The sequence below is a fragment of the Methylosinus sp. Sm6 genome, from assembly GCF_019802345.1.
In the GTDB taxonomy this organism is placed as follows: domain Bacteria; phylum Pseudomonadota; class Alphaproteobacteria; order Rhizobiales; family Beijerinckiaceae; genus Methylosinus.
Genome location: NZ_JAINDZ010000016.1, coordinates 19,959 through 40,274, shown reverse-complemented (window position 1 = coordinate 40,274; position 20,316 = coordinate 19,959). Strand labels below are relative to the sequence as shown.

Annotated in this window: 22 protein-coding genes; 15 read left to right on the top strand and 7 right to left on the bottom strand. The window is 66.8% G+C overall.

What is annotated here, in order from left to right; genetic code table 11:
• Window positions 1-125: 125 nt before the first annotated feature.
• The 3 genes from K3F48_RS12330 to K3F48_RS12320 form a co-directional block, all read right to left on the bottom strand.
• On the bottom strand, window positions 126-1,577 hold the full coding sequence (locus K3F48_RS12330) for a nickel-dependent hydrogenase large subunit (protein WP_222575739.1): 1,452 nt from the start codon (window positions 1,575-1,577) through the stop codon (window positions 126-128).
• On the bottom strand, window positions 1,574-2,635 hold the full coding sequence (locus K3F48_RS12325) for a HupU protein (RefSeq protein WP_222575738.1): 1,062 nt from the start codon (window positions 2,633-2,635) through the stop codon (window positions 1,574-1,576). Before K3F48_RS12325 ends, K3F48_RS12330 begins: the two co-directional genes overlap by 4 nt.
• Before the next feature lie 67 nt (window positions 2,636-2,702).
• Window positions 2,703-3,893: an NADH-quinone oxidoreductase subunit D gene (locus K3F48_RS12320; RefSeq protein WP_222575737.1), complete on the bottom strand. Its 1,191-nt coding sequence runs from the start codon at window positions 3,891-3,893 to the stop codon at window positions 2,703-2,705.
• A 103-nt stretch (window positions 3,894-3,996) separates the two neighbouring features.
• Between K3F48_RS12320 and K3F48_RS12315 the strand changes: the two genes are divergently transcribed.
• Window positions 3,997-4,176, top strand: coding sequence for a DUF1328 domain-containing protein (locus K3F48_RS12315; RefSeq protein ID WP_222575736.1), 180 nt, complete (start codon window positions 3,997-3,999; stop codon window positions 4,174-4,176).
• A 48-nt stretch (window positions 4,177-4,224) separates the two neighbouring features.
• Here the strand turns inward: K3F48_RS12315 and K3F48_RS12310 are convergent, their stop codons facing one another.
• Window positions 4,225-4,731, bottom strand: coding sequence for a phage holin family protein (locus K3F48_RS12310; RefSeq protein ID WP_222575735.1), 507 nt, complete (start codon window positions 4,729-4,731; stop codon window positions 4,225-4,227).
• A gap of 20 nt (window positions 4,732-4,751) precedes the next feature.
• Window positions 4,752-5,072, bottom strand: coding sequence for a YqjD family protein (locus tag K3F48_RS12305; protein ID WP_222575734.1), 321 nt, complete (start codon window positions 5,070-5,072; stop codon window positions 4,752-4,754).
• Between the two features lie 254 nt (window positions 5,073-5,326).
• On the opposite strand from K3F48_RS12305, the gene K3F48_RS12300 reads away from it, so the two are divergent.
• The 7 genes from K3F48_RS12300 (at window position 5,327) to K3F48_RS12270 (ending at window position 11,723) form a co-directional block, all read left to right on the top strand.
• Window positions 5,327-6,148 (top strand): YihY/virulence factor BrkB family protein, encoded by an 822-nt coding sequence (locus K3F48_RS12300; protein WP_370631415.1) that lies wholly within the window; start codon window positions 5,327-5,329, stop codon window positions 6,146-6,148.
• 27 nt (window positions 6,149-6,175) lie between these two features.
• Window positions 6,176-7,072: a Ku protein gene (locus K3F48_RS12295; RefSeq protein WP_222575732.1), complete on the top strand. Its 897-nt coding sequence runs from the start codon at window positions 6,176-6,178 to the stop codon at window positions 7,070-7,072.
• Between the two features lie 132 nt (window positions 7,073-7,204).
• A complete protein-coding gene (gene ligD / locus K3F48_RS12290) occupies window positions 7,205-8,743 on the top strand; it encodes a non-homologous end-joining DNA ligase (RefSeq protein ID WP_222575731.1) in 1,539 nt (512 codons plus the stop codon).
• The gene (ligD, locus tag K3F48_RS12285) at window positions 8,740-9,630 is read left to right on the top strand and encodes a non-homologous end-joining DNA ligase (protein WP_222575730.1); all 891 of its coding nucleotides are present in this window, start codon (window positions 8,740-8,742) and stop codon (window positions 9,628-9,630) included. The genes ligD (K3F48_RS12290) and ligD (K3F48_RS12285) overlap by 4 nt, the downstream gene beginning before the upstream one ends.
• Before the next feature lie 30 nt (window positions 9,631-9,660).
• Entirely contained in the window at window positions 9,661-10,929 is a 1,269-nt protein-coding gene (locus tag K3F48_RS12280) for an MgtC/SapB family protein (RefSeq protein ID WP_222575729.1), read from the top strand.
• 60 nt (window positions 10,930-10,989) lie between these two features.
• Complete coding sequence (locus K3F48_RS12275; protein ID WP_222575728.1) at window positions 10,990-11,433, top strand: CBS domain-containing protein; 444 nt, start codon at window positions 10,990-10,992, stop codon at window positions 11,431-11,433.
• A complete protein-coding gene (locus K3F48_RS12270; protein ID WP_222575727.1) occupies window positions 11,430-11,723 on the top strand; it encodes a DUF3175 domain-containing protein in 294 nt (97 codons plus the stop codon). Before K3F48_RS12275 ends, K3F48_RS12270 begins: the two co-directional genes overlap by 4 nt.
• Before the next feature lie 33 nt (window positions 11,724-11,756).
• On the opposite strand, the gene K3F48_RS12265 is transcribed toward K3F48_RS12270, so the two are convergent.
• Entirely contained in the window at window positions 11,757-11,957 is a 201-nt protein-coding gene (locus K3F48_RS12265; RefSeq protein WP_222575726.1) for a CsbD family protein, read from the bottom strand.
• Between the two features lie 144 nt (window positions 11,958-12,101).
• On the opposite strand from K3F48_RS12265, the gene K3F48_RS12260 reads away from it, so the two are divergent.
• The 7 genes from K3F48_RS12260 to K3F48_RS12230 all read left to right on the top strand — a co-directional run bounded on the left by K3F48_RS12260 (window position 12,102) and on the right by K3F48_RS12230 (window position 19,887).
• The gene (locus K3F48_RS12260; RefSeq protein ID WP_222575725.1) at window positions 12,102-13,604 is read left to right on the top strand and encodes a S10 family peptidase; all 1,503 of its coding nucleotides are present in this window, start codon (window positions 12,102-12,104) and stop codon (window positions 13,602-13,604) included.
• Window positions 13,605-13,872: 268 nt separating this feature from the next.
• The gene (locus tag K3F48_RS12255) at window positions 13,873-16,362 is read left to right on the top strand and encodes a TonB-dependent receptor domain-containing protein (protein ID WP_222575724.1); all 2,490 of its coding nucleotides are present in this window, start codon (window positions 13,873-13,875) and stop codon (window positions 16,360-16,362) included.
• A gap of 113 nt (window positions 16,363-16,475) precedes the next feature.
• The gene (locus K3F48_RS12250) at window positions 16,476-17,156 is read left to right on the top strand and encodes a Fe2+-dependent dioxygenase (protein WP_222575723.1); all 681 of its coding nucleotides are present in this window, start codon (window positions 16,476-16,478) and stop codon (window positions 17,154-17,156) included.
• Between the two features lie 13 nt (window positions 17,157-17,169).
• A complete protein-coding gene (locus K3F48_RS12245; protein WP_222575722.1) occupies window positions 17,170-17,853 on the top strand; it encodes a Fe2+-dependent dioxygenase in 684 nt (227 codons plus the stop codon).
• Window positions 17,850-18,656, top strand: coding sequence for a tonB-system energizer ExbB (gene exbB, locus K3F48_RS12240; RefSeq protein WP_222575721.1), 807 nt, complete (start codon window positions 17,850-17,852; stop codon window positions 18,654-18,656). The genes K3F48_RS12245 and exbB overlap by 4 nt, the downstream gene beginning before the upstream one ends.
• Before the next feature lie 5 nt (window positions 18,657-18,661).
• Window positions 18,662-19,093 (top strand): TonB system transport protein ExbD, encoded by a 432-nt coding sequence (exbD, locus tag K3F48_RS12235; RefSeq protein WP_222575720.1) that lies wholly within the window; start codon window positions 18,662-18,664, stop codon window positions 19,091-19,093.
• Complete coding sequence (locus K3F48_RS12230; RefSeq protein ID WP_222575719.1) at window positions 19,090-19,887, top strand: TonB family protein; 798 nt, start codon at window positions 19,090-19,092, stop codon at window positions 19,885-19,887. The genes exbD and K3F48_RS12230 overlap by 4 nt, the downstream gene beginning before the upstream one ends.
• 2 nt (window positions 19,888-19,889) lie before the next feature.
• Here K3F48_RS12230 and K3F48_RS12225 read toward each other — a convergent pair whose 3' ends face one another.
• On the bottom strand, window positions 19,890-20,258 hold the full coding sequence (locus K3F48_RS12225; RefSeq protein ID WP_222575718.1) for a VOC family protein: 369 nt from the start codon (window positions 20,256-20,258) through the stop codon (window positions 19,890-19,892).
• Between the last annotated feature and the right edge of the window lie 58 nt (window positions 20,259-20,316).

Below are 20,316 nucleotides of genomic sequence, written 5' to 3'. Positions count from 1 at the left end.
GTTGTGGGCCAGCAGGCTGGAAAAAGAAGAATTCCAGCTTCTCAGGCGATTGCACAAAGTCCGCAGGCGCATCGGCGTCGCGGGATTGAAAATCGCTTTTCCAGTCGCGGAAAGCCGCTCACCACTCAATGCGCGGTGCAGACCATGCAAGGGTCGAAGGAGCGCACGACATGCTGCAGCGCAACGCTCGACGCGCCCTCGGCCCCGACCTCGAGCCCTTGCAGCGCGAATTCGAGCGGGCCGGGCCGTCCGGCCGAGTCGCGCGGGGAGAAATTCCACGTCGTCGGCGCGATGATCTGATAGCGCGCGATCTGCCCGCCGCGATAGCTCGCCCAATGGCCGAGCGCGCCGCGCGCCGCCTCGACGAAGCCGGCGACCGCGCCGTCGCGCAGCGGCGCATCCGTCGCGCAGAAGGGCTCGCGCGCACGCAGATCGCGCGTCCATTCGTCCATCGCTTGCGTCAGCAGCGCGATTTCGAGCAGGCGCGCGACGATGCGGGCGAAGACATCGGATGCGCCGCTCCGCGCGAGACAATCGCGGATCAGCGGATGTCCGGCGACCGCCTGGCGGGCGACGGCGCCGACCTCGACCGCGCGGCCCTCCAGCCGCGGCGCTTTCGCAAAGCTATAGGCGCCCGGCCGATGAATGTCGGGGAGCGTCTCGGCAAGGGCCGGATCGGCGGCCGTATCGCGCATGAAGCTGTGGGAGACGTCCTCCTCGATTGCGTGCAGGGGCGGCGATCGCAGCGCGCCGGTCGCCGTGTCGAGCAGGCCGGCGGGAAAGCGATGGCCCTGCGGGCCGAGATAGGCTCCGGCCGACATCAGCAGGCCGGGACCGCGCCCCAGCTCGTCGAGGCGCAGATCGCGCGCGATCCGGACGAAAAATGCGAAATCGCCGGCCGCGCCGTCGCCTTCCACGAAGCTGTCGAGCGCTTTCGCGCTGGAGAGCGCGATCACGGCCTCGATCGGCGCGGCGAACAGAGTGCGTTCGATGAAGCCGCGAAACTCCGCGAGCAGAGCGACGAGCCGCATCTCGTCGCCGAGGGCCAGCGCCCGCGTCACGCCGCCGGGACGGAAGGCGAGGCTGTGCGGCCATTTTCCGGCGATGAGGCCCATCGTCTCCAGCAGGCGCGCGCGCGCCGGCAGCGCCTCGCGCAGAGCGGCGCCGGAGACCGCCTTGAAGCGCGCCTCCGCCGCCTCCTGCCAGCCGCGCCCCGCATAAGCGGCGCGCGCGAAATCCGGCATGAAGAAGACGTAGAAATGCGTGAGGTGATCGGCGATGTTCTCCGCCGCATGGGCGAGATTGGCGGCGATGAGGCCATTGGGCGCCGGCTCCGTTCCCTGCGCCGCGCGCAAGGCGGCGACGGCGGCCAGCGACTGCGAGACCGAGCAGATGCCGCAGACGCGCGGCGCGATGACGAGCGCGTCCTCGGCGGGGCGGCCGAGCAGCAATTGCTCGAAGCCACGATAGAGCGAGGCGGCGACGCGCGCCTCGCGGACGACGCCGCCCTCGACGTCGAGCGTCAGCTCGAGATCCCCTTCGACTCGATTGAACGGACCGACGACGAGGCGGCTCATTTCGCTTTCTCGGCGCCGGTCCTTTTTTCGGAGCCAGACCTTTTGTCGGAGCTCGGCGCCGGCCCTCGCGCGACGCGGTCGCTGCGGGCGTTCTCGCGCACGCGCGCGGGCGTCGCCGATTTGGACAGAGCGGCGAGCGCGACAAACCAGGCCTTGGGCATGTCGAGCGGCAGGCCGACGGGGATTCCGCCGATCTTCGGCGTGTGGTGAAAGCCGCGCGTCGCCTCGAAGCCGGGCGAGGTGCAGGCGATGCAGGTCGACCCCGCCTGCGTGCAGGAGCCGCCGCCGTTCCAGGCGCGCTGATTGCAGTCGCCGACCGCCTGGGTCGCCTTGCAGCCGAGATGCTCCATCAGGCAGCCGCGCTCGGCGAAATCCTCGGCGCTGGCCTTGAATTCATAGAATTCATTGCGGCTGCAGCCGTGATGCGCGAGATGATCGGCAAAGAGCCGCGGGCGGCCGAAACCGTCGACATCGGCCGCGGTCAAGCGGCGAAGCGAGAGCGCCGCCAATGTCTCCATGATCCAGCCCGGATGCGGCGCGCAGCCGGCGACATTGACGACGGGCAGCCCAGCGCGCGAGCGATAATCCGCGCCGAGCGCTCCTCCGGCCTCGCTCGCGGTATATTGCAGGCCGCAGGCGTCGGTCGGATCCGGCGCGCCGGCCGGAACGCCGCCGAAGGCCGCGCAGCTGCCGATGGCGACGCAATGGCCGGCGAGAGGCGCGAGCGCGCGCACCCAGTCGAGCTTGCTGCGGCCGGTCCCGGCGAGCATGTCGTACCGGCCGGTCCCCTCCGGCCCGCGCAGAATGGATCCCTCGATGACGAGAGCGTCGAGCCTATCCTCGCCGCTCTCGATGCGCGCCAGAATGGCGCGCGCCTCGGCGCCGGTCTCCTCGCTGAGGCTCGGATGCCACAGGAGACGTATGCCGAAACGGCGCAGCTCCTCGAGCCAGCCGGCGCCGCCACGCTCCAGCACCGACATCGTGCAGCCGCCGCAGCTGCCGGCCTGCAGCCACAGAACCGCGAACTCGTCCGTCTCTCGGTTCGTCGTCGTCGTCATGGCCGCGGCGGTCTCCGTTTCCCCGCGGGGATTGTAGACCATCGCCTCCGCCGCGCCCACCCGTTCGCTATCGGTCGATCTCTCCGAACACGATGTCGAGCGAGCCGATGATCGCGGCGACATCGGCGAGCATGTGTCCGCGGGAGAGGCGGTCGGCGGCGGCGAGATGGGCGAAGGATGGCGGCCTGACCTTGCAGCGATAGGGCTTGTCGCCGCCGTGCGAGACGAGATAGACGCCGAACTCTCCCTTCGGCGCCTCCACCGCCACATAGACTTCGCCCGCGGGCACGTGGATGCCTTCGGTATAGAGCTTGAAATGCTCGATGGTCGCCTCCATCGAGCGCTTCATGACCTCGCGCCGGGGCGGGGTGATCTTCGGGTTCTCCACTGCGACGGGGCCCTCGCCGCCGGGCGCGCGAAGCTTGACGAGACATTGCGTCATGATGCGCGTCGACTGGCGCAGCTCCTCGACGCGCACGCAATAGCGGTCGTAGCAATCGCCATTGCGCCCAACTGGAATGTCGAAATCCATCTCCTCGTAGCATTCATAGGGCTGCGCCTTGCGCAGGTCCCACGGCGCGCCGCAGGCGCGTAGAAACACGCCGGAGAAGCCGAGGCCCCAGGCCTCGTCCAGAGTGATGGCGCCGATATCGGCGTTGCGCTCCTTGAAGATGCGATTGTCGGTGAGCAGCCCCTCGAGATCGTCCAGAGCCTGCGGAAAGCGGTCGCAGAAATCATCGATGTCGTCGAGAAGCGCATTCGGCAAATCCTGATGCACGCCGCCCATGCGAAAATAATTTGCGTGCATGCGCGCGCCGGACGCGCGTTCATAGAACGCCATCAGCTTCTCGCGCTCCTCGAATCCCCAGAGATTGGGCGTGAGCGCGCCGCAATCGGACGCCCAGGTGGTGATGTTGAGGAGATGCGACAGAAGCCGTCCGATCTCGAGATAGAGCACGCGGATCAGCTGCGCGCGCCGCGGAACCTCGAGCCCGAGCAGGCGCTCGGCCGCGAGGCAGAAGCCATGCTCCTGATTCATCGGCGCGACATAGTCGAGCCGATCGAAATAGGGAAGGCCCTGCAGATATGTCTTGTCCTCGAGGAGCTTCTCCGTGCCGCGATGCAGGAAGCCGACATGCGGATCGGCGTGGCGCACGATCTCTCCGTCGAGCTCGAGGACGAGGCGCAGCACGCCATGCGCGGCCGGGTGAACCGGTCCGAAATTGATCCGGAAGCTGCGTTCGGGGTCGAGGCTCATCTCGTCACTTTCGGCGCCAGCGCGGAGAATCCGGGCTTGCGAGAAACCGCTTCGCGGCTCCTGCGTTTATCGGCCGGGCCGGGATCGACATCGGGAGGCGTCCGTGGGCGGTCTTCTGTATTGGGCCATCGTGTTCCTCGTGATCGGCATCATCGCGGCGGCGTTCGGATTCGGCGGCGTCGCAGGCACGGCCGTCGAGGGTGCGCGCATGCTGTTCTGGGTGGCGATCGTGTTGTTCGTGATCGCCTTGATCGGCGGTCTCCTCAGGAGAGGGGGCGTGTGAACCGCCGTCCTCGGCGCGGCGGCCGAGCAGCCGCCGCGCCGGTCGCGCTCAGGCGTGTTTCTTTTCCTGCTGCTGCTCGTTGGTCTTCTCTGAGCTACCCGGCCTGGAGCGCATCGTGGTCTGCGCCGCCGCAACCGCGACCGCGCTCAAGGCGAACGCCGGAATGAGCCGGCGCGCGCCGACGCGCCGCAGTATTTCTATGCCCGCGGCGATGACGACCGGCGCGACCAGCCAATCTGGACGCCCCCCGCCTGCGGTCGCCGCGAGCAGAAGTTTCCCGGTGTCATCGGAGCGCGGGGCGCCGACGGGCTGCTGCGCCAATCTGCGCGACCAGACATACAGAGCCGCCGCGAGCGCGAGATAGAATGCGCCGAGCAGAAGGCTGGCGACGACGGTCCCGAATTGCCGATCCGCCAGCACGAAGGCGCCATAGGTGAAGAAGAACAGCGCGACTGCCGCCGAGAGAATCGCCGCTGCATCCAATGCGACGCCGAGGCCGAGCCTCTTCGCGCGCATCTCGATGGCGTGTCTCGCGCTCTCGACCAATGGCGGCACGGCGACGACCTCGTTCTTTTTCAGCGACGCAACTGGCTGCCGACCAGAGCGCCGACGCCGATGGCGATGGCCAATGTCGCGAAGGGATGCTCGCGAATAGAGCTTTCGACGGTGTCGCCGACGCCTTCGACGCCGGCCTGCACGATCTCGCGCCCCTTCGACTTGGCCTCGGTCATCGCTCCGTCGATATCGTCGCTGATCTTCTGAATGCGCTTCTTCACGTCTTCCGCGACATCGCCGGTCGGATCGCTCCCGATCGAGCTCAGCCGGCTCGCCAGATCGCTCACGTCGTCGCGAAGATTGCTCAGCTCCTCCTGGAGTCCTCTGCCTTTGGAACCCATCGCCGATCTCCCGTTCGAGGCTTTTTGCGCCTGGCTCGACAACGCCTCTCGTGACTGAAGGTTGCCGGCGCCCGGCGATTGTTCCGTTTCGTTCGGCCGATCCTTCCCCTTTATCGGGCATGAAAGGGAACGATGCGCGCGCCTGTCGCGTTGCGCGCCCAAAAGAGGCGCTCGCTCTGGACAGAATCGAGAACGGGATTTTTCGGCGCGCGCTCGGGCCGCTCGCGCCATGGGCGGAGCGGCTCCCCGCGCCCCTGCGCATTCCGCTCGACGCCTTCCTTCATTTCAGCGAGGGCGACGGCTTCGCGATTGCGAGCCATATCGCCCTCTCGACGCTGATGTCGCTGTTTCCGTTTCTCATCGTCGTGACGGCGCTCGCCGCCATGGTCGGCTCGACGCGTCTCGCCGATGAAGCCGGGCGCCTGTTGCTCGACGTCTGGCCGCCGCAGGTGGCGGCGCCGATCGCCGGCGAGATCCGCCGCGTGGCCACGACGCCGCAGAGAGGCGCGCTGACCATAGGCGCGCTGTTCGCGGTCTATTTCGCCTCGAGCGGAATCGAGAGCCTGCGCATCGGCCTCAACCGCGCCTATGAAGCGCAGGAGGAGCGGCCCTGGTGGCTGCTGCGCCTCGAGTCGATCGTCTATGTTCTCGGCAGCGCCGTCGCTCTGCTGATCTTGTCGGTGCTGGTCGTGTTGTGGCCTGTCGCCACCGAGATCGCGGCGCATTATCTCGGCTGGTTTCCGCCGTTCTGGACCTTCGTCACTCTGGCGCGCTTCGCCATCGCCACTTTCGTTCTCGGCGCGACGCTTTTCGCCATTCACAATTGGCTTCCGGCGGGACGCCGCAGGCTTTCCGAGACGGTTCCGGGGGTCGTCGTGACCTTGGCGCTCTGGCTCGTCGCGGGCGCCGCCTTCGGCAGCTATCTCTCGGCTTTCGCAGATCGCTACGTGGTCACTTATGCGGGCCTCGCTTCGGCGATGGTCGCGCTGGTCTTCCTCTATTTTTCCGCCGTCATCTTCATCTATGGCGGCGAGCTCAACGCCGCCATCGCCCGCGCGCGTCGCGGCGCTAGATGAAGGGGCTCCAAAGAGGAAGATCGTTCCATGGCTCCCCGCGCGCGCGCCTATTGGCAAGGCTATCTGCGGCTCTCGCTCGTTTCCATCGGCGTCGAGCTCTACGCCGCCGCCGCGAGCGGCGAGAAGACCGCGCTGCATCAGATCCACAAGCCTTCGGGCAAGCGCGTTCGCTATGAAAAGGTCGCGCCCGGAGTCGGCCCGATCGAAGCGAGCGACATCGTCAAGGGCTTCGAGATCGGCGACGATTCCTACGTTGTGCTGGAGCCCGAGGAGCTCGACGAAATCAAGCTCGACAGCAGCCGGGCGATCGAGCTGGTGCAATTCGTCGAGCGCGACGAGATCGATCCGCGCTATTTCGACAGGCCCTATTACCTGACGCCCGAAGGCGATGTCTCGACCGAAGGCTATGTCGTGATCCGCGAGGCCCTGCGCGCCGCCGGCCGCATCGGTCTCGGGCGGCTGACCATGCGCGGGCGGGAAAACCTCGTCGCCGTTGTTCCCTTCGGCAAGGGGCTGCTGGTCGAGACGCTGCGCTATGCGAATGAATTGCGGGCCGCCGAGCCCTTCTTCGCCGACATCGCCGACGCGGCCGGCGACGAGGAGATGATCTCGCTCGCGAGGGAGCTCATCGAGCGCAAGACGCGGCCTTTCGACGCCGCCGCCTTCAAGGATACTTATGCGGAGGCGCTGCGGGAGCTGGTCGAGCGCAAGCGCGAAGGCCATGCCGTGGTGTCGATCGGCGAGGAGGAGCGGCGCGGCCCCGGCAAGGTCATCAATCTCATCGAGGCGCTGAAGCGCAGCGTCGGGGAGGCCGAGGCGCCCGCGCCGCGCAGAGCCGGCGCGAAGCCGCCGCCGACACGCGGTCCGGGCCGCGTCAAGCCGACGCCCGGCGCGAGGAAAGCAGCCGCGAAAAAGCGCGCGTGACGCCAGAGCGCATTCCGATCGAACGGAATCGTTCGATCGATCAGAATTCGCTCAAAAGCGAGAAGTCTAGAGCGCTATCCGATCCAATTGGATCGGATAGCGCTCCTCGAGGGCGCGTGAGGAGACGTCGGTATGATCGCGCGCAGCGCCACGGCCTCGCTCGCAGCCTATCGGGCCAAGCGCGATTTCACGCGCACGCGCGAGCCGCGCGGCGAGACCCCGCGCGCCGCAGCGGGGCAGGGCGCCTATGTCGTGCAGAAGCATCGCGCGCGGCGCACGCATTTCGATCTGCGTCTGGAGCTCGACGGCGCGCTCGAGAGCTGGGCGGTGACGCGCGGCCCGAGCCTCGATCCGAGCGAGAAGCGTCTCGCCGTGCGCACCGAGGATCACCCGCTCGACTACGCCGGCTTCGAAGGCGCCATTCCGCAGGGAGAATATGGCGCCGGCGAGGTGATGCTGTGGGATCGCGGCCGCTGGTCGCCTGTGGGCGACGCGCGTTCTGGAATCGAGCGGGGCCATTTCAAATTCACGCTCGCGGGCGAGCGGCTGAAGGGCGGCTTCGCGCTCACGCGGCTGCCGCGGCGCGGCAAGGAGCGCCGCGAGAACTGGCTGCTCGTGAAGGAGAAGGATCGCTTCGCCGACCCTGATGTCGACCCGATCCGCGAATGGACGAAGAGCGTCGTCAGCGGGCGTGGATTTGCGGAGATCGCCGCGGGCGACGCGTGGCCGGCGCCTCTGCCGAAGTTCCGAGCGCCGCAGCTCGCGACTCTCGCGCACGCGCCGCCGTCCGGCGCCGATTGGCTGCACGAGATCAAATTCGACGGCTATCGCGCCATCGTCGCGGCGGCGGGCGGCGCCGCTCGGGCGTACACGCGCTCCGGCCTCGATTGGACGGATAGATTTGCGCGCATCGCCGAGGCCGTGGCGCAATTGCCGATGCGCAGCGCGCTCGTCGACGGCGAGATCGTCGCGACCGACGAATGCGGACGCAGCGATTTCGGCAGGCTGCAGAAGGCGCTCGAAGCGCGCGCCGACGTCCTGATCTTCTATGTCTTCGATCTGCTCGAGATCGACGGCGAGGATATTTCGAAGGCTCCGCTCGTCGAGCGCAAGGCGCGGCTCGCCGAGCTCACGCGCGAGGCGCCGGCGGCGATCCGCTACAGCGATCATCTGCGCGGCGGCGGCCCGCGCTTCCTCGAGGAATGCTGCCGGATGAAGCTCGAGGGCGTCGTCTCGAAGCGCGCCGACCGGCCCTATGTTTCGGGGCGCACGCTCTCCTGGATCAAGACGAAATGTGTCGGGCGCGACGAGTTCGTCGTCGGCGGCTATCGACCTTCGGCCAAGGACGGGCGAGCCTTCGCTTCGCTGCTGATCGGCGAATATGAGGGCAGGGCTCTGCGCTATCGCGGGCGCGTCGGCGCCGGCTTTTCCGAGTCCGATCTCGCGCGCCTCGCGGCGAAGCTCCGCGAGCGCAAGATCTCGCCTTTCGCCGAGCTTCCGCGAGACATCGCGCGGGCGGCTCGCTTCGTCGAGCCGCGGCTCGTCGTCGAAATCGCCTATGCGGAGCGCACGAGCGACGGCGTGCTGCGACATCCTCGCTTCGTCGCTCTGCGCGAGGACAAGCCGGCGAAAGAGGTGGCCGCGGCGCGGGACGGCGGAGGAAAGCGGTGATCCGGCTCACTCATCCCGACAAGCCGCTCTATGCGAATTCGATCCATGTCACCAAGCGGCGGCTGCTCGATTACTGGCGCCGCGTCGCGCCTTTCGCGCTTCCGCATCTCGTGCGGCGGCCGCTGTCGCTCGTTCGGTGTCCGAAGGGCGGCGGGAGGCCCTGCTTCTTCCAGCGGCGCCATGCGCGCGGCATGCCGCCGGGCCTGCACGCCGCGCTGATCGCCGCGAATGATGGAGAGACGGAGGAGCTTCTCACTCTCGAGGATGGGTCGGGGCTCGACGCCGCCGTGCAGATCGACGCGCTCGAGCTGCACATTTGGGGCGCGCATGTCGACGCCATAGAGCGGCCGGATCGACTGACGTTCGATCTCGATCCCGACGAAGCATTGAGCTTCGAGGAGGTCAAGCGGGCCGCGCGCGATTTTCGCGCTCTGCTCGAGGCCGCAGGGCTGACGAGCTTCGTCATGCTCACCGGCGGCAAGGGCGCGCATGTGGTCGCGCCTCTCGAGCCCCGACTCGATTGGGCGACGCTCGCCGCCTTCGCCAAAGGCATGGCGATGCGGCTCGCCGCCGAAGAGCCCTCGCGCTTCACCGCCATCATGACGAAGTCGCGCCGCGTCGGCCGCATCTACGTGGACTATCGCCGCAACGAGCGCGCTGCGAGCGCCATCGCGCCCTTCTCGCCGCGCGCCCGCATCACGCCGACAGTCTCCGCGCCGATCGCCTGGGGCGAGCTCGCGCGCGTCGAGCGCGGCGACGCCTATTCGATCGAGGCGATGGAGCGGCGCCTCGCCTCCCTGCGCGGCGATCCATGGGACGGTTATTTCGACCTGCGACAAAGCATCTCGCCAGCCGCGCTGCGCATGTTCGCGGGCGACGGACTATAAGAGGGACGTCGCTTTTCACGAAGGGCCGCCATGGAGACGCTCGAATTGTTTCGCCGCATGTCGGTGGCGCTCGCCATCGGCCTGCTCATCGGCCTGGAACGCGGATGGCAGGCGCGCGAGGACGAGGAGGGCGAACGCGCCGCGGGATTTCGCACCCATGCGCTCGCGGCGCTGCTCGGCGCCGTCTGGGGCGCGATCTGCAATCAGACCGGCATAGGCGGGGCCGTTTCGCTCGGGCTCGCCTTCCTCGTCTTTTCGGCGTCGATCACGCTGTTTCGCTATCGCGAGACGGAGCGCGAGCAGACGTTCGGCGCGACGACCATGGTCGGCGCCATGCTGGCCTTCACGCTCGGCGCCTATGCCGTCGTCGGCGATGTTCAGGTCGCCGGGGCGGCGGGCGTCACGACGACATCGCTGCTGGCGCTGAAGCGGGCGACACATGGCTGGTTGCGGCGCATCACCTGGGACGAGCTTCGCTCGGGGCTGATCCTGCTCGCGATGACGGTCGTTCTGCTGCCGCTGCTGCCCGATCGCGCCGTCGATCCGTGGGGGGCGGTCAATCCGTTTCGCATCTGGACGCTGACGGTGATGATCGCCTTCATCTCCTTCTTCGGCTATGTCGTCATCAAAGCGACGGGAGGCGCGAGCGGCGTCGCGATCACCGGAGTTGCGGGCGGCCTCGCCTCGTCGACGGCGACGACGATCACCATGGCGAAGCTCGCGCGCGAGCATGCGGAACATTGCGCGATCTTCGTCGCCGGCGCGTTGCTCGCCGGGGCGACCATGCCGTTCCGCGTGCTCGCCATCGTCGCGGTCGTCGATCGGACGATGCTCTCGCACCTCGCCGCCCCCTTCGTCTGCGGCGCCGTCGTGCTGATTGCCGCCGCGCTGTGGTCGATGCGCCGCGCGGTCGAGTCGCTCGAGCAGGACGAGAGCTTCGCGCCGGATAATCCGCTCGATCTCGGGGTCGTAGCGAAATTCGGGCTCGTGCTGACGGCGATCTCGATTCTGTCTCGCCTGGCGACCCGCTTCGCCGGCGCCGCCGGGGCTTATGCGCTTGCTGCGATCTCGGGCCTTGCCGATGTCGACGCGATCACCCTGTCGATGGCGAGCCTCGATCGCGACGCCATCAGCGCGGAGGCGGCGGCCGGCGCCATCGCCATCGCCGTCGTCGTGAACACGATCTCCAGATGCGCGCTAACTTTCTGGATCGGCGGCATGGGCGCAGGATGGCGCATGGCGCTCGTCTCGACCCTCGCGATCGTCGCGGGCGCGCTCGCGCTGCTCGCGTTGAGCTGACGGGGAACCATGGCGCGCTCCGGCGGTTTCCTTCCGGCGGAAGACGCGAGGAGTCGAAAGATGAAGATCAAGGACATCATGACCAGCGACGTGTGCGTCATCGACCCGGAGGACTCGATCGGCGACGCGGCGAGACACATGGCCGAGCTCGACGTCGGCCTGCTCCCGGTCGGCGAGAATGACCGGCTCGTCGGCATGATCAGCGATCGCGACATTGCTCTGCGCGCCGTGGCCGCGGGCAAGAGCGCCGAGACGAAGGTGCGCGAGGTGATGACGCGCGACGTGAAATATCTCTATGACGACCGCGAGGTGGAGGAGGCGGCGGAGAATATGGCGCAGCAGCAATTGCGCCGCATGCCCGTGCTCGATCGCGGCAAGCGCCTCGTCGGCATCGTCTCGCTCGCCGATATTGCGATGGATCGCGACGTCGGTCTCTCCGGCGCGGCTCTGCGTGGCATATCGCAGCCGGGCGGCGCCCACTGCCAGAGCGAGAGCGCGGCGTGACCGAGAAGAAATATTGGTCGAACGACGTGACTCGTCACAGCAATGCGCTCGACCTCGAGGACAACGTCTTCACTCTGGACGATCCGCGCGCCGTCGCCGGCTCGCTGAAGCGCTCGGCGGAGGCGAGCCGCAGGCGCAAGAGCGATCCATTTCGTTCGGCCATGTCGATGCTGACCTTCTACATCAATCGGGCCGGCAAGAACCTCCCGCAGTCGCGCCGGCGCGTGCTGGAAAGGGCGAAGACGGAGCTGCGCAAGGCGTTCGGGCGCGAGAACGACACCGCGAGGTGACGGCCGGCGGGCGCCGGCCGTCACGCGCTTTTGTCAGTGCATCGTCTTCAGCCACTCGTCCACGTCTTTGCGGACGGCTTCCTTGCTCTTGCCATAGCGGCTCTGCAGGGCGCCCTCGAATTGCTCGCGGTTGCCCTCGATCTTGGTCAGATCGTCATCGGTGAGGTCGCCCCATTTCTCTTTGATCTTGCCTTTGACCTGTTTCCAGTTGCCCTGGAGCTGGTTCCATTCCATTGTACAACTCCTATCGCTTCGCGCGCCTACTCGTCGCGCGGCGTTCGGTTCGTAATCAATTCTTTTGCGCGGCCTTGGTTCCAAAAACTTCGCTACGCTCGAGCGCTGCGCTATCTATCGTCGGGCATTCGAAAGAGGCCGATCATGCTTTCCAAGTTCTGCGTCGCGTTCGCTGTGGCGGCGGCGCTCGCCACGTCTTCCGTCGTCGCGGCCCAGCCGCCTGCGCCGCCGAAAAAGGAGGTGGAAGAGCCGGCGGAGGCCGGGAAGGGTCTGCCGGCGGAAGTCGCGACGACTCATACGATGACGTTTCGCGGCGAGAAGATCACTTTTGTCGCGCGCGCCGGCGCCGTGCGGCTGCGCGACGCCAAGAGCGGGGCGCCGCGGGTAGATGTTTCCGTTGTTTCCTACGAGCGTTCCGACGCCGATCCGGCCGCGCGGCCGATCGCCTTCGTGTTCAACGGCGGTCCCGGCGCGGCGTCCGCCTGGCTCGGCCTCGGCGGAATTTCGCCCTGGCGGCTGGCGCTCGGGCCGCAGCCGCCTTCGCCCTCGGCGCCGCCGGCGATTGTCGACAATGCCGAGAGCTGGCTGCCTTTCGTCGACCTCGTCTTCGTCGATCCGCCCGGCACGGGCTTCAGCAAATTCCTCAGCGACGACGAGGAGACGCGCAAATCCTTCTTCTCCACCAAGGGCGACGCAGACGCGCTCGCCGTCGTGGTGCGCAAATGGCTCTCCGCGCACCGGCGCATCGGCTCGCCCAAATATTTGGTCGGGGAGAGCTATGGCGGCTTTCGCGCCGTCGAGATGCTCCATGCGCTGCGGGAGCGCGAGAGCGTCGGCGTCGAAGGCCTCGTGCTGATCTCGCCCGCGCTCGATTTCGCCTGGCTCGACGACGACCATAATCTTCTCGCCCTCGCGGGACGCCTGCCGTCCTATGCGGCGGTCGCGCGCGAAGCCCGACAGCGCGCCGATCTCGCCGATGTCGAGGCCTATGCCTCGGGCGAGTTCGTCGTCGATCTGCTGAAGGGCGTGCGCGACCAGGACGCGATGGGACGGCTCGAGGCGAATGTCGCGCGCTTCACCGGGCTCGGGTCGCGAATCGTCGAGGAGGAGGGGGGACGCATCGGGCTGAAGACCTTTCTGCGCGACCGCAAGCGTGGGGAGCGGGAAGTGGTCAGCGCCTATGACGGCGAGGTCGCGGGCTTCGATCCGCGCCCCTTCTCGCGCGAGAGCCGATGGCCCGATCCGGTCCTCGACGGCCTGCGCGCGCCGCTCGGCGCGGCGATGACCCGCGTGACGCTCGACAAGCTGCAATGGCCGGTCGGCGACGCGCGCTATGAAATTCTCAATGATCGGGTCGCGCGTGATTGGGACTTCGGCCGGGGCGGCCGCGCCGAGGCGGAGTCCGTCTCCACCCTCCGCGAGGAGCTCGCGCTCGACCGGCGGCTCGAGGTCACCATCGCGCATGGGCTCGCCGATCTGGTCACGCCTTACTTCGTCAGCAAGCTGCTCATCGACCAGCTGCCGGGCTTCGGCGCCGCGCCGCGCGTAAAGCTCGTCACGACGCCCGGCGGCCACATGGCCTATCTGCGTGACGATGCACGCCGGATGCTGCGCGACGCGGCGCGCGCGGCGATCGAGCGCAAATAGGGCGTCGGCGAGTCAGCATGGCTGAGGCTGTGCAACGGCGCCACACGCAAGCAGTATTTGATGAAAAATAGTGGAATAGTTCCAAAGAGGCGCTTTCATACAATGTTTGAAAGCAGACAGCTGGTCGCGAGCAATTATTAGCAAGAATAGTTCTTTGCAACAATTCCAGTATGCGCTCTGGTTCGTTGACGCTGCCCCTATGAAAAACTAACGATCGTGAAACCACTTAGTCCCATCTGCGGGACGTGCGCTTCACGGGGGCAGAAAAATGAGCAAGATCAAAGCGCCGCTTTCTCTTCGCAGTCTGCGACGCGGAGACCAGGGGCGCATCGACGGCGCTTCGGCTTCTATTCTTGGCGCCGCCGCGATGTTCGCGGCCGGCGTCGGCATGGCGACGGCGCAGGAGGCGAACCAGTCGCTCCCGGCGGTGCGCATCGATGCGCCGAAGGAGAAGCCGCGGCCGGTCGTGCATGCGGCGCCGGTGGTCCATCACGCCGCCAAGCCGCGCCGCGCGGTCCGCGCCCCGGCGACCCATGGAGACCGCCAGAGCGCGCCGGGAGCGGCGACCGCGCAGGCGGGTGTGGGCGGGGGCGGCGCGGCGCCGGCCGACGCCAATCCTTACGCCGATCCCGCCGCGCCCTATAAGGCCGACCGGCTGTCGTCGAATAAATTCACCCAGCCGATCCTCAACACGCCGCGCTCGGTGACGGTCCTCACCAAGGAGATCCTCGCCGACAAGAACGCGACGTCGCTGAAGGAGATCGGCCGCAGCACGGCGGGCGTGACGCTCGGCGTGGGCGAGGGCGGCAACGCCTTCGGCGACCGCTTCTTCATCCGCGGCTTCGACGCGCGCAACGACATCTTCATCGATAATGTCCGCGATCCGGGCGTCAGCCTGCGCGAGAATTTCTACACCGAGCAGGTCGAGATCCTGCGCGGGCCGGGCTCCAGCTTCGCCGGCCGCGGCACGGCGGGCGGCGCGATCAATGTCGTCACCAAGCAGGCCAAGGACGTCGATTTCTACGATATGACGTTCAGGGGCGGGCCGCTCGACGATTCGAAGCGCTTGACGGTCGATCTGAACAAGTCGATCAGCCCGATTCTCGCGGTGCGCTTCAACGGCCTCTTCCAGGACTCCAAGGTCGCGGGACGCAACTTCGTCACGGACGACCGCTATGGTTTCTCCGGCTCGGTCGTCTTCAAGCCGCTCGAGGATTTGACGCTCACCGCGAGCTACACCCACGTCTATCAGGATGGTTTACCGGATTTCGGCGTTCCCTATAACCGCGCCGCCAACCGGCCCTATTCGCAGGGAGTGACGTCTCGCAACACCTGGTATGGCCTGCTGAACCGCGACTTCCAGAAATATCAGCAGGACTTCGGCACCTTCACCGGCGAATATCGCGTCGACGAGAGTTTGACGTTCAGCAGCCGCTTGCGGCAGAGCCGCTCGGTGATCGACTATATCGGAACGCTGACGCAAGCGTCCAACAGCGCCGCCGGAACCGTCAATATCGGCGCTCAGAGCCGCTATCAGGTCACCAGCACACTTGCGAACCAGACCGATGCGAATATCAAATTCGCGACCGGTCCGGTGAAGCATGAGGTGGTCGTCGGCACGGAATTCGGTCGTGAATGGCTGACGCGCACGAACTACACCGGACTCCTGTCCGAGTTCAACGGAGTTCCGACCGTCGGCAACGCCAGCGTTTGCAGCCTCTACTATGCCTGCAACTATCTGCCGTTTCCGAACACGCCGACTCGCAATTCCAATGCGACTCGCATCGCGGTCGACACCAAGGCCGGTTATCTGATCGAGACGGCGAATTTCCAGGACATCGTGATCGCCAACGCCGGCGTCCGCTACGACGACTACAACATCACCAGCCGTAACGACGCCGGCACGAGCTTCGCCGCCAACCATTCCGGCATGATCAATTGGAACGCCGGGCTCGTGCTGAAGCCGCTGCCGGAGGTGAGCCTCTATGCGGCCTATGCGACCTCCAGCAATCCGGTCGGCGCCGAGCTCGACGGCGGCGCCGCCAATTACGGCGGCATCAACGCCGCCTCGCAGATCTTCGCGCCGCAGCGCAACTACGCCAAGGAAATCGGCGTCAAATGGGAGTTGTTCGACCGCCATCTGCTGGCCACGGCGGCGCTGTTCCGCACCGATGTGACCGGCGCGCGCGAGGTGAACTCGGGCGTCACCACCGCCGGCGCCGCCTATTATGTGCAGGGCGCGGACATCGAGGTCACCGGCAACATCACCGATAAATGGAGCGTGACCGGCGGCGTCGTGATCATGGAGTCGAAGGTCAAGGAGTCGCAGATCCTCACCAATGTGGGCCTGCAGCTCGCCAATGTCGCGCATGAATCCTTCAGCCTGCTGAGCAAATACAAGTTCGGCGATGTCTTCGGCCTCGCGCCCGACATACTGGAGATCGGCGGCCAGGCGATCTATCGCTCCAAGATCTATGGCGGCAACAACCTCATCGCCAATGGCGCCACGGCGACGGACGCCGCGACGCGCATGCCGACCGCGGCCAATACGACCGTCAATTGGCCGACGGAGCTTCCCTCCTATTGGCGCTTCGACGCCTTCGTCGAGGCGAAGGTCACGGAGAACATCACGCTAAAGGCCTCGATCATGAACATGTTCGATCGCACCTATTATGACGCCTTCTATCAGACCGCGACGCCCTACACCGTGGTGGCGCCGGGGCGGACGGTGTTCCTCGAAGCGCGCGTCAAATTCTGAGACGGGCGGACTCCTCGGGCGCTCGGCCCCTTGGAATCGTTTCAAACAAGCGCCTGTGATCTTCCCATGCTTCCCTGAAGCATGGGAAGATAATGGGGCCGAGGACCTCTTCCATGCTGGTTTCAATTCCCGAAGTGCTGAGCAAGGACGCCGTTGCCACATTTCGCAGCGCTCTCGACGCTGCGCGATGGGAGGATGGCGCATCGACTGGCGGCGCGGCGGCCGCCTTCAAGAGCAATGAGCAGCTGCCGCCCAACGGCGAATTGTCACGCCGGCTCGGCGAGCGCCTGCTCTCGGCCGTCGTCTCCAATCCGGGATTCGTGTCGGCGGCCATTCCGCTGCGCGTCTATCCGCCGCTGTTCAATCGCTATGGCGTCGGCCATTATTTCGACGTCCATGTCGACAACGCCGTGCGCGGCGATCCGATGACCGGCCTGCGCATCCGCGCCGATCTCGCCGTCACCGTCTTTCTGTCGGAGCCCGACGAATATGACGGCGGCGAGCTGATCGTCGACGACGCCTATGAGTCGCACAGCGTGAAGCTCTCGGCCGGATCGGTCGCCGTCTATCCGGCGAGCAATCTGCACATGGTGACGCCGGTGACGCGCGGCCTGCGCCTGGCCTCCTTCTTCTGGGTGCAGAGCATGATCCGCCAGGAGGGCGTGCGCGATCTCGTCTATGATCTCGATCTCGCCATTCAGGAGCTGACGCCGCGTCTCGGCGCCCGCGACGAGGATATGGTGAAGCTCGGCGGCGTCTATCACAATCTCATTCGCCATTGGAGCGAGGTATGAGGACCTCGCGCCGATGCTGATCTGCATTCCGGATGTGCTCGCCAAGGAGCAGGTCGCCCATTTCCGCGACGTGATGTCGCAATCCCTGTGGGAGAATGGGCGCACGACCGCGGGGTCGCAGTCCTCGCTGGTGAAGAATAATTTTCAGCTGCCGCAGGACAGCGCCGCGGCGCGCGAGCTCGGCGACATGGTGCTCGATGCGCTCGCCGCCTCGCCCTTGTTCGTCTCGGCGGCGCTGCCGCATCGAATCTTCCCGCCGCTGTTCAATCGTTACGGCGTCGGACAGAACTTCGGCCTGCATGTCGACAATGCGATTCGCGGCGTGCCGCGCACGCCCTTGCGCATTCGCACCGATCTTTCCGTCACCCTGTTTCTGTCGGATCCAGAGGAATATGAAGGCGGCGAGCTGGTCATCGAGGATCATTTCGGCTCGCAGGAGATCAAGCTGTCGGCCGGCCATCTGGTGCTCTATCCGTCGACGAGCCTGCATCTCGTGCGTGAAGTGACGAGCGGCGAGCGCATCGCCTCCTTCTTCTGGCTGCAGAGCATGATTCGCGACAATATGGTACGGTCGTTGCTTTTCGATTTGGACCAGACGATCCAAAGCCTCACGGCGCGGCTCGGAGCGGGCGACAGCGCCTGCATCAGATTGACCGGCGTCTATCACAATCTCATTCGCACATGGGCGGAAGCATGAAACGTTCAATTCTGACGGCGTCGGTCGCGGCCTCGGTGTTCCTGCTGCTCCCCGGCCTTTCATTCGCCGAGGCGGCGCGTGCGATCGACATCGCGAGTCGCCCGCATGATCTGTCCGTCTGGACGATGTTCGTCAACGCCGACATCGTCGTGAAGGTGGTGATGCTCGGACTGCTCGCCGCGTCGATCGGCACATGGACGGTGCTGATCGCCAAGACGATCGAGCTCGATCGCGCGCGCCGCCGCGCGCGCGCCTCGATCGAGCGTCTGCAGGAGGCGCGCGGCCTCGCCGAGGCGCGCGTCGCGCTCGGCTCCGACGATGCGCTGGCGAGCGCGCTGATCGCCGAGGCGCTGCGGGAGTTCCGCCTCTCCTCCGACCTCTCCGCCTCGGGCGGCTTGAAGGAGCGCGTCGCCTCGAGCTTCGCCGAGCTCGAGCGCGCCGAAGGGCTTTCGATCCGCCGCGGCACGGGCCTGCTCGCCTCGGTCGGCTCCACGGGTCCCTTCGTCGGCCTGTTCGGCACGGTGTGGGGCATCATGAACAGCTTCATCGGCATCTCGAAGGCGCAGACCACCAATCTCGCCGTCGTCGCGCCGGGCATCGCCGAGGCGCTGCTCGCCACCGCCATCGGCCTCTTCGCCGCCATTCCCGCGGTGCTGATCTATAATCATCTCGCCCGCCAGATCGGCGCCTATCAGGAGCTCGTCTCCAATCTCTCGGGCGAATTGCTGCGCGTCGTCTCGCGCGACATCGATCGCGGCGCGCAGCATCCGTCGCATCATGCGGCGCTGCGGGCGGCGGAGTAAGCGCGATGGCCGGCAACATCGGCGGCTCGCCGCGCGGCGCGCTCGAGGAGACGCACGACATCAACGTCACGCCCTTCATCGACGTGATGCTGGTCCTGCTCATCATCTTCATGGTGGCGGCGCCGCTCGCCACCGTCGATTTGCCGGTCGATCTGCCGGCCGCCAATTCCGCGCCGCATGAGAAACCGGACAAGCCGGTCTATCTCACCGTCCAGGCCGATCTCGCGCTCGCGCTCGGCGAGACGCCGGTCAAGCGCAACGATCTCGTTTCTTCGCTCGATTCGCTCGCCAATGGCGACAAGAACAAGCGCATCTTCCTGCGCGCCGACAGCGCCGTGCCCTATGGGGAGATGATGGCGATCCTGGAGCGCTTGCGCGCCGGCGGCTATCTCAAGGTCTCGCTGGTCGCGCTCGACGCCGGCGGAGCGCAGAAATGAGCGTCGCCGCGCTGTGGGGCGCCTCCGGCGGCGATCGCCGCGTCTGGAGCGTGGCGGGCGTCGCCGCGCTGGCGCTGCATGTGACGGCCATAGGCGCGGCGCTGTTCGTCGCCGCCGCCGAGCCGGAGGACGACGCGGACGGCGCGCCGGCGATCGAGATTTCGCTGGCGCCGGCCGCGCCCCATGTCGAGGATTCTCCCGACGCGCCGCCGGGCCCGCCGGCCGAGGAGGCCGCCGCCGCGGCGCCGGCCGTCGCCTCCTCGCAGACCAAGGACAGCGACGATCCCAAGATCGCCCGCACCGAGGCCGAGGACGCCGATTACACCCACGCCGAAAAGCACGAGAAGCCGGTCGAGGAGCCGACGAAGCATGAAGCGACTCCGGTCGTCTCGGCCGAGTCCGCCGCCTCCGTTGCGGCTGCGCCGCCGAAATTGGACGCTATGCAGGAAGCGCCGAGAGCGGCCGCACCCGCTCTCGGCGCAACGGACAAGGCCATTCGCGCCGCCAAGCTCGATTGGACGAAGCGTGTGTCCGCCCACGTGCGCGCCAATCTACAATATCCGCGCGGCGCTCCGAAGCTCGACGTCGTGGTCCAGATCGACTTCACTCTCGATCGGCTCGGCCATTTGGTGGAGGCGCATGTCGGCAAGTCGTCGGGCGTGGCCGTCTTCGATGCGGCGGCGCTTGCGACGTTGAAGCGCGCCGATCCCTTGCCGCCTCCGCCGCCGGCCACCGCGGACGAGCGCCTATCCTTCACCATTCCGGTGAAATTCGGCCTTTCCGGCGGGCGCTGACGTCACTGCGGAACGGTCATCAGCTCCATCAGATGGCCGTCGGGCGTCTCGAAATAGACGCCCTTGCCGCCGTTCCAATCATTGAGCTTGCCGTCGGCGCGGCTCCATGGCGCGCTGCCGAAGGGGCGCCCGGAGGCGCGCACGCGCGACAAAATGGCGTCGAACTCCGGCTCGGAGACGTGGAAGGCGTAATGCGCGGCCGCGATGGAGTCGGCGTCGGCGAACAGAAAGGTCAGCGCGTCATTGACATACACCGGGACGAAATGATCGTCCGGCTGCTCGAGCGGCAGATCGAACACGCCGGCGAACCAGCGCGCGGCGGCGGCCTTGTCGTGGGCGGGCACGATCGTATGGTTGAGGACGATGGTCATCGGCGCATTCGCGAGACGATTGCGGCATGATAACAATCTCGTCCGAGGGGTGGTTCCA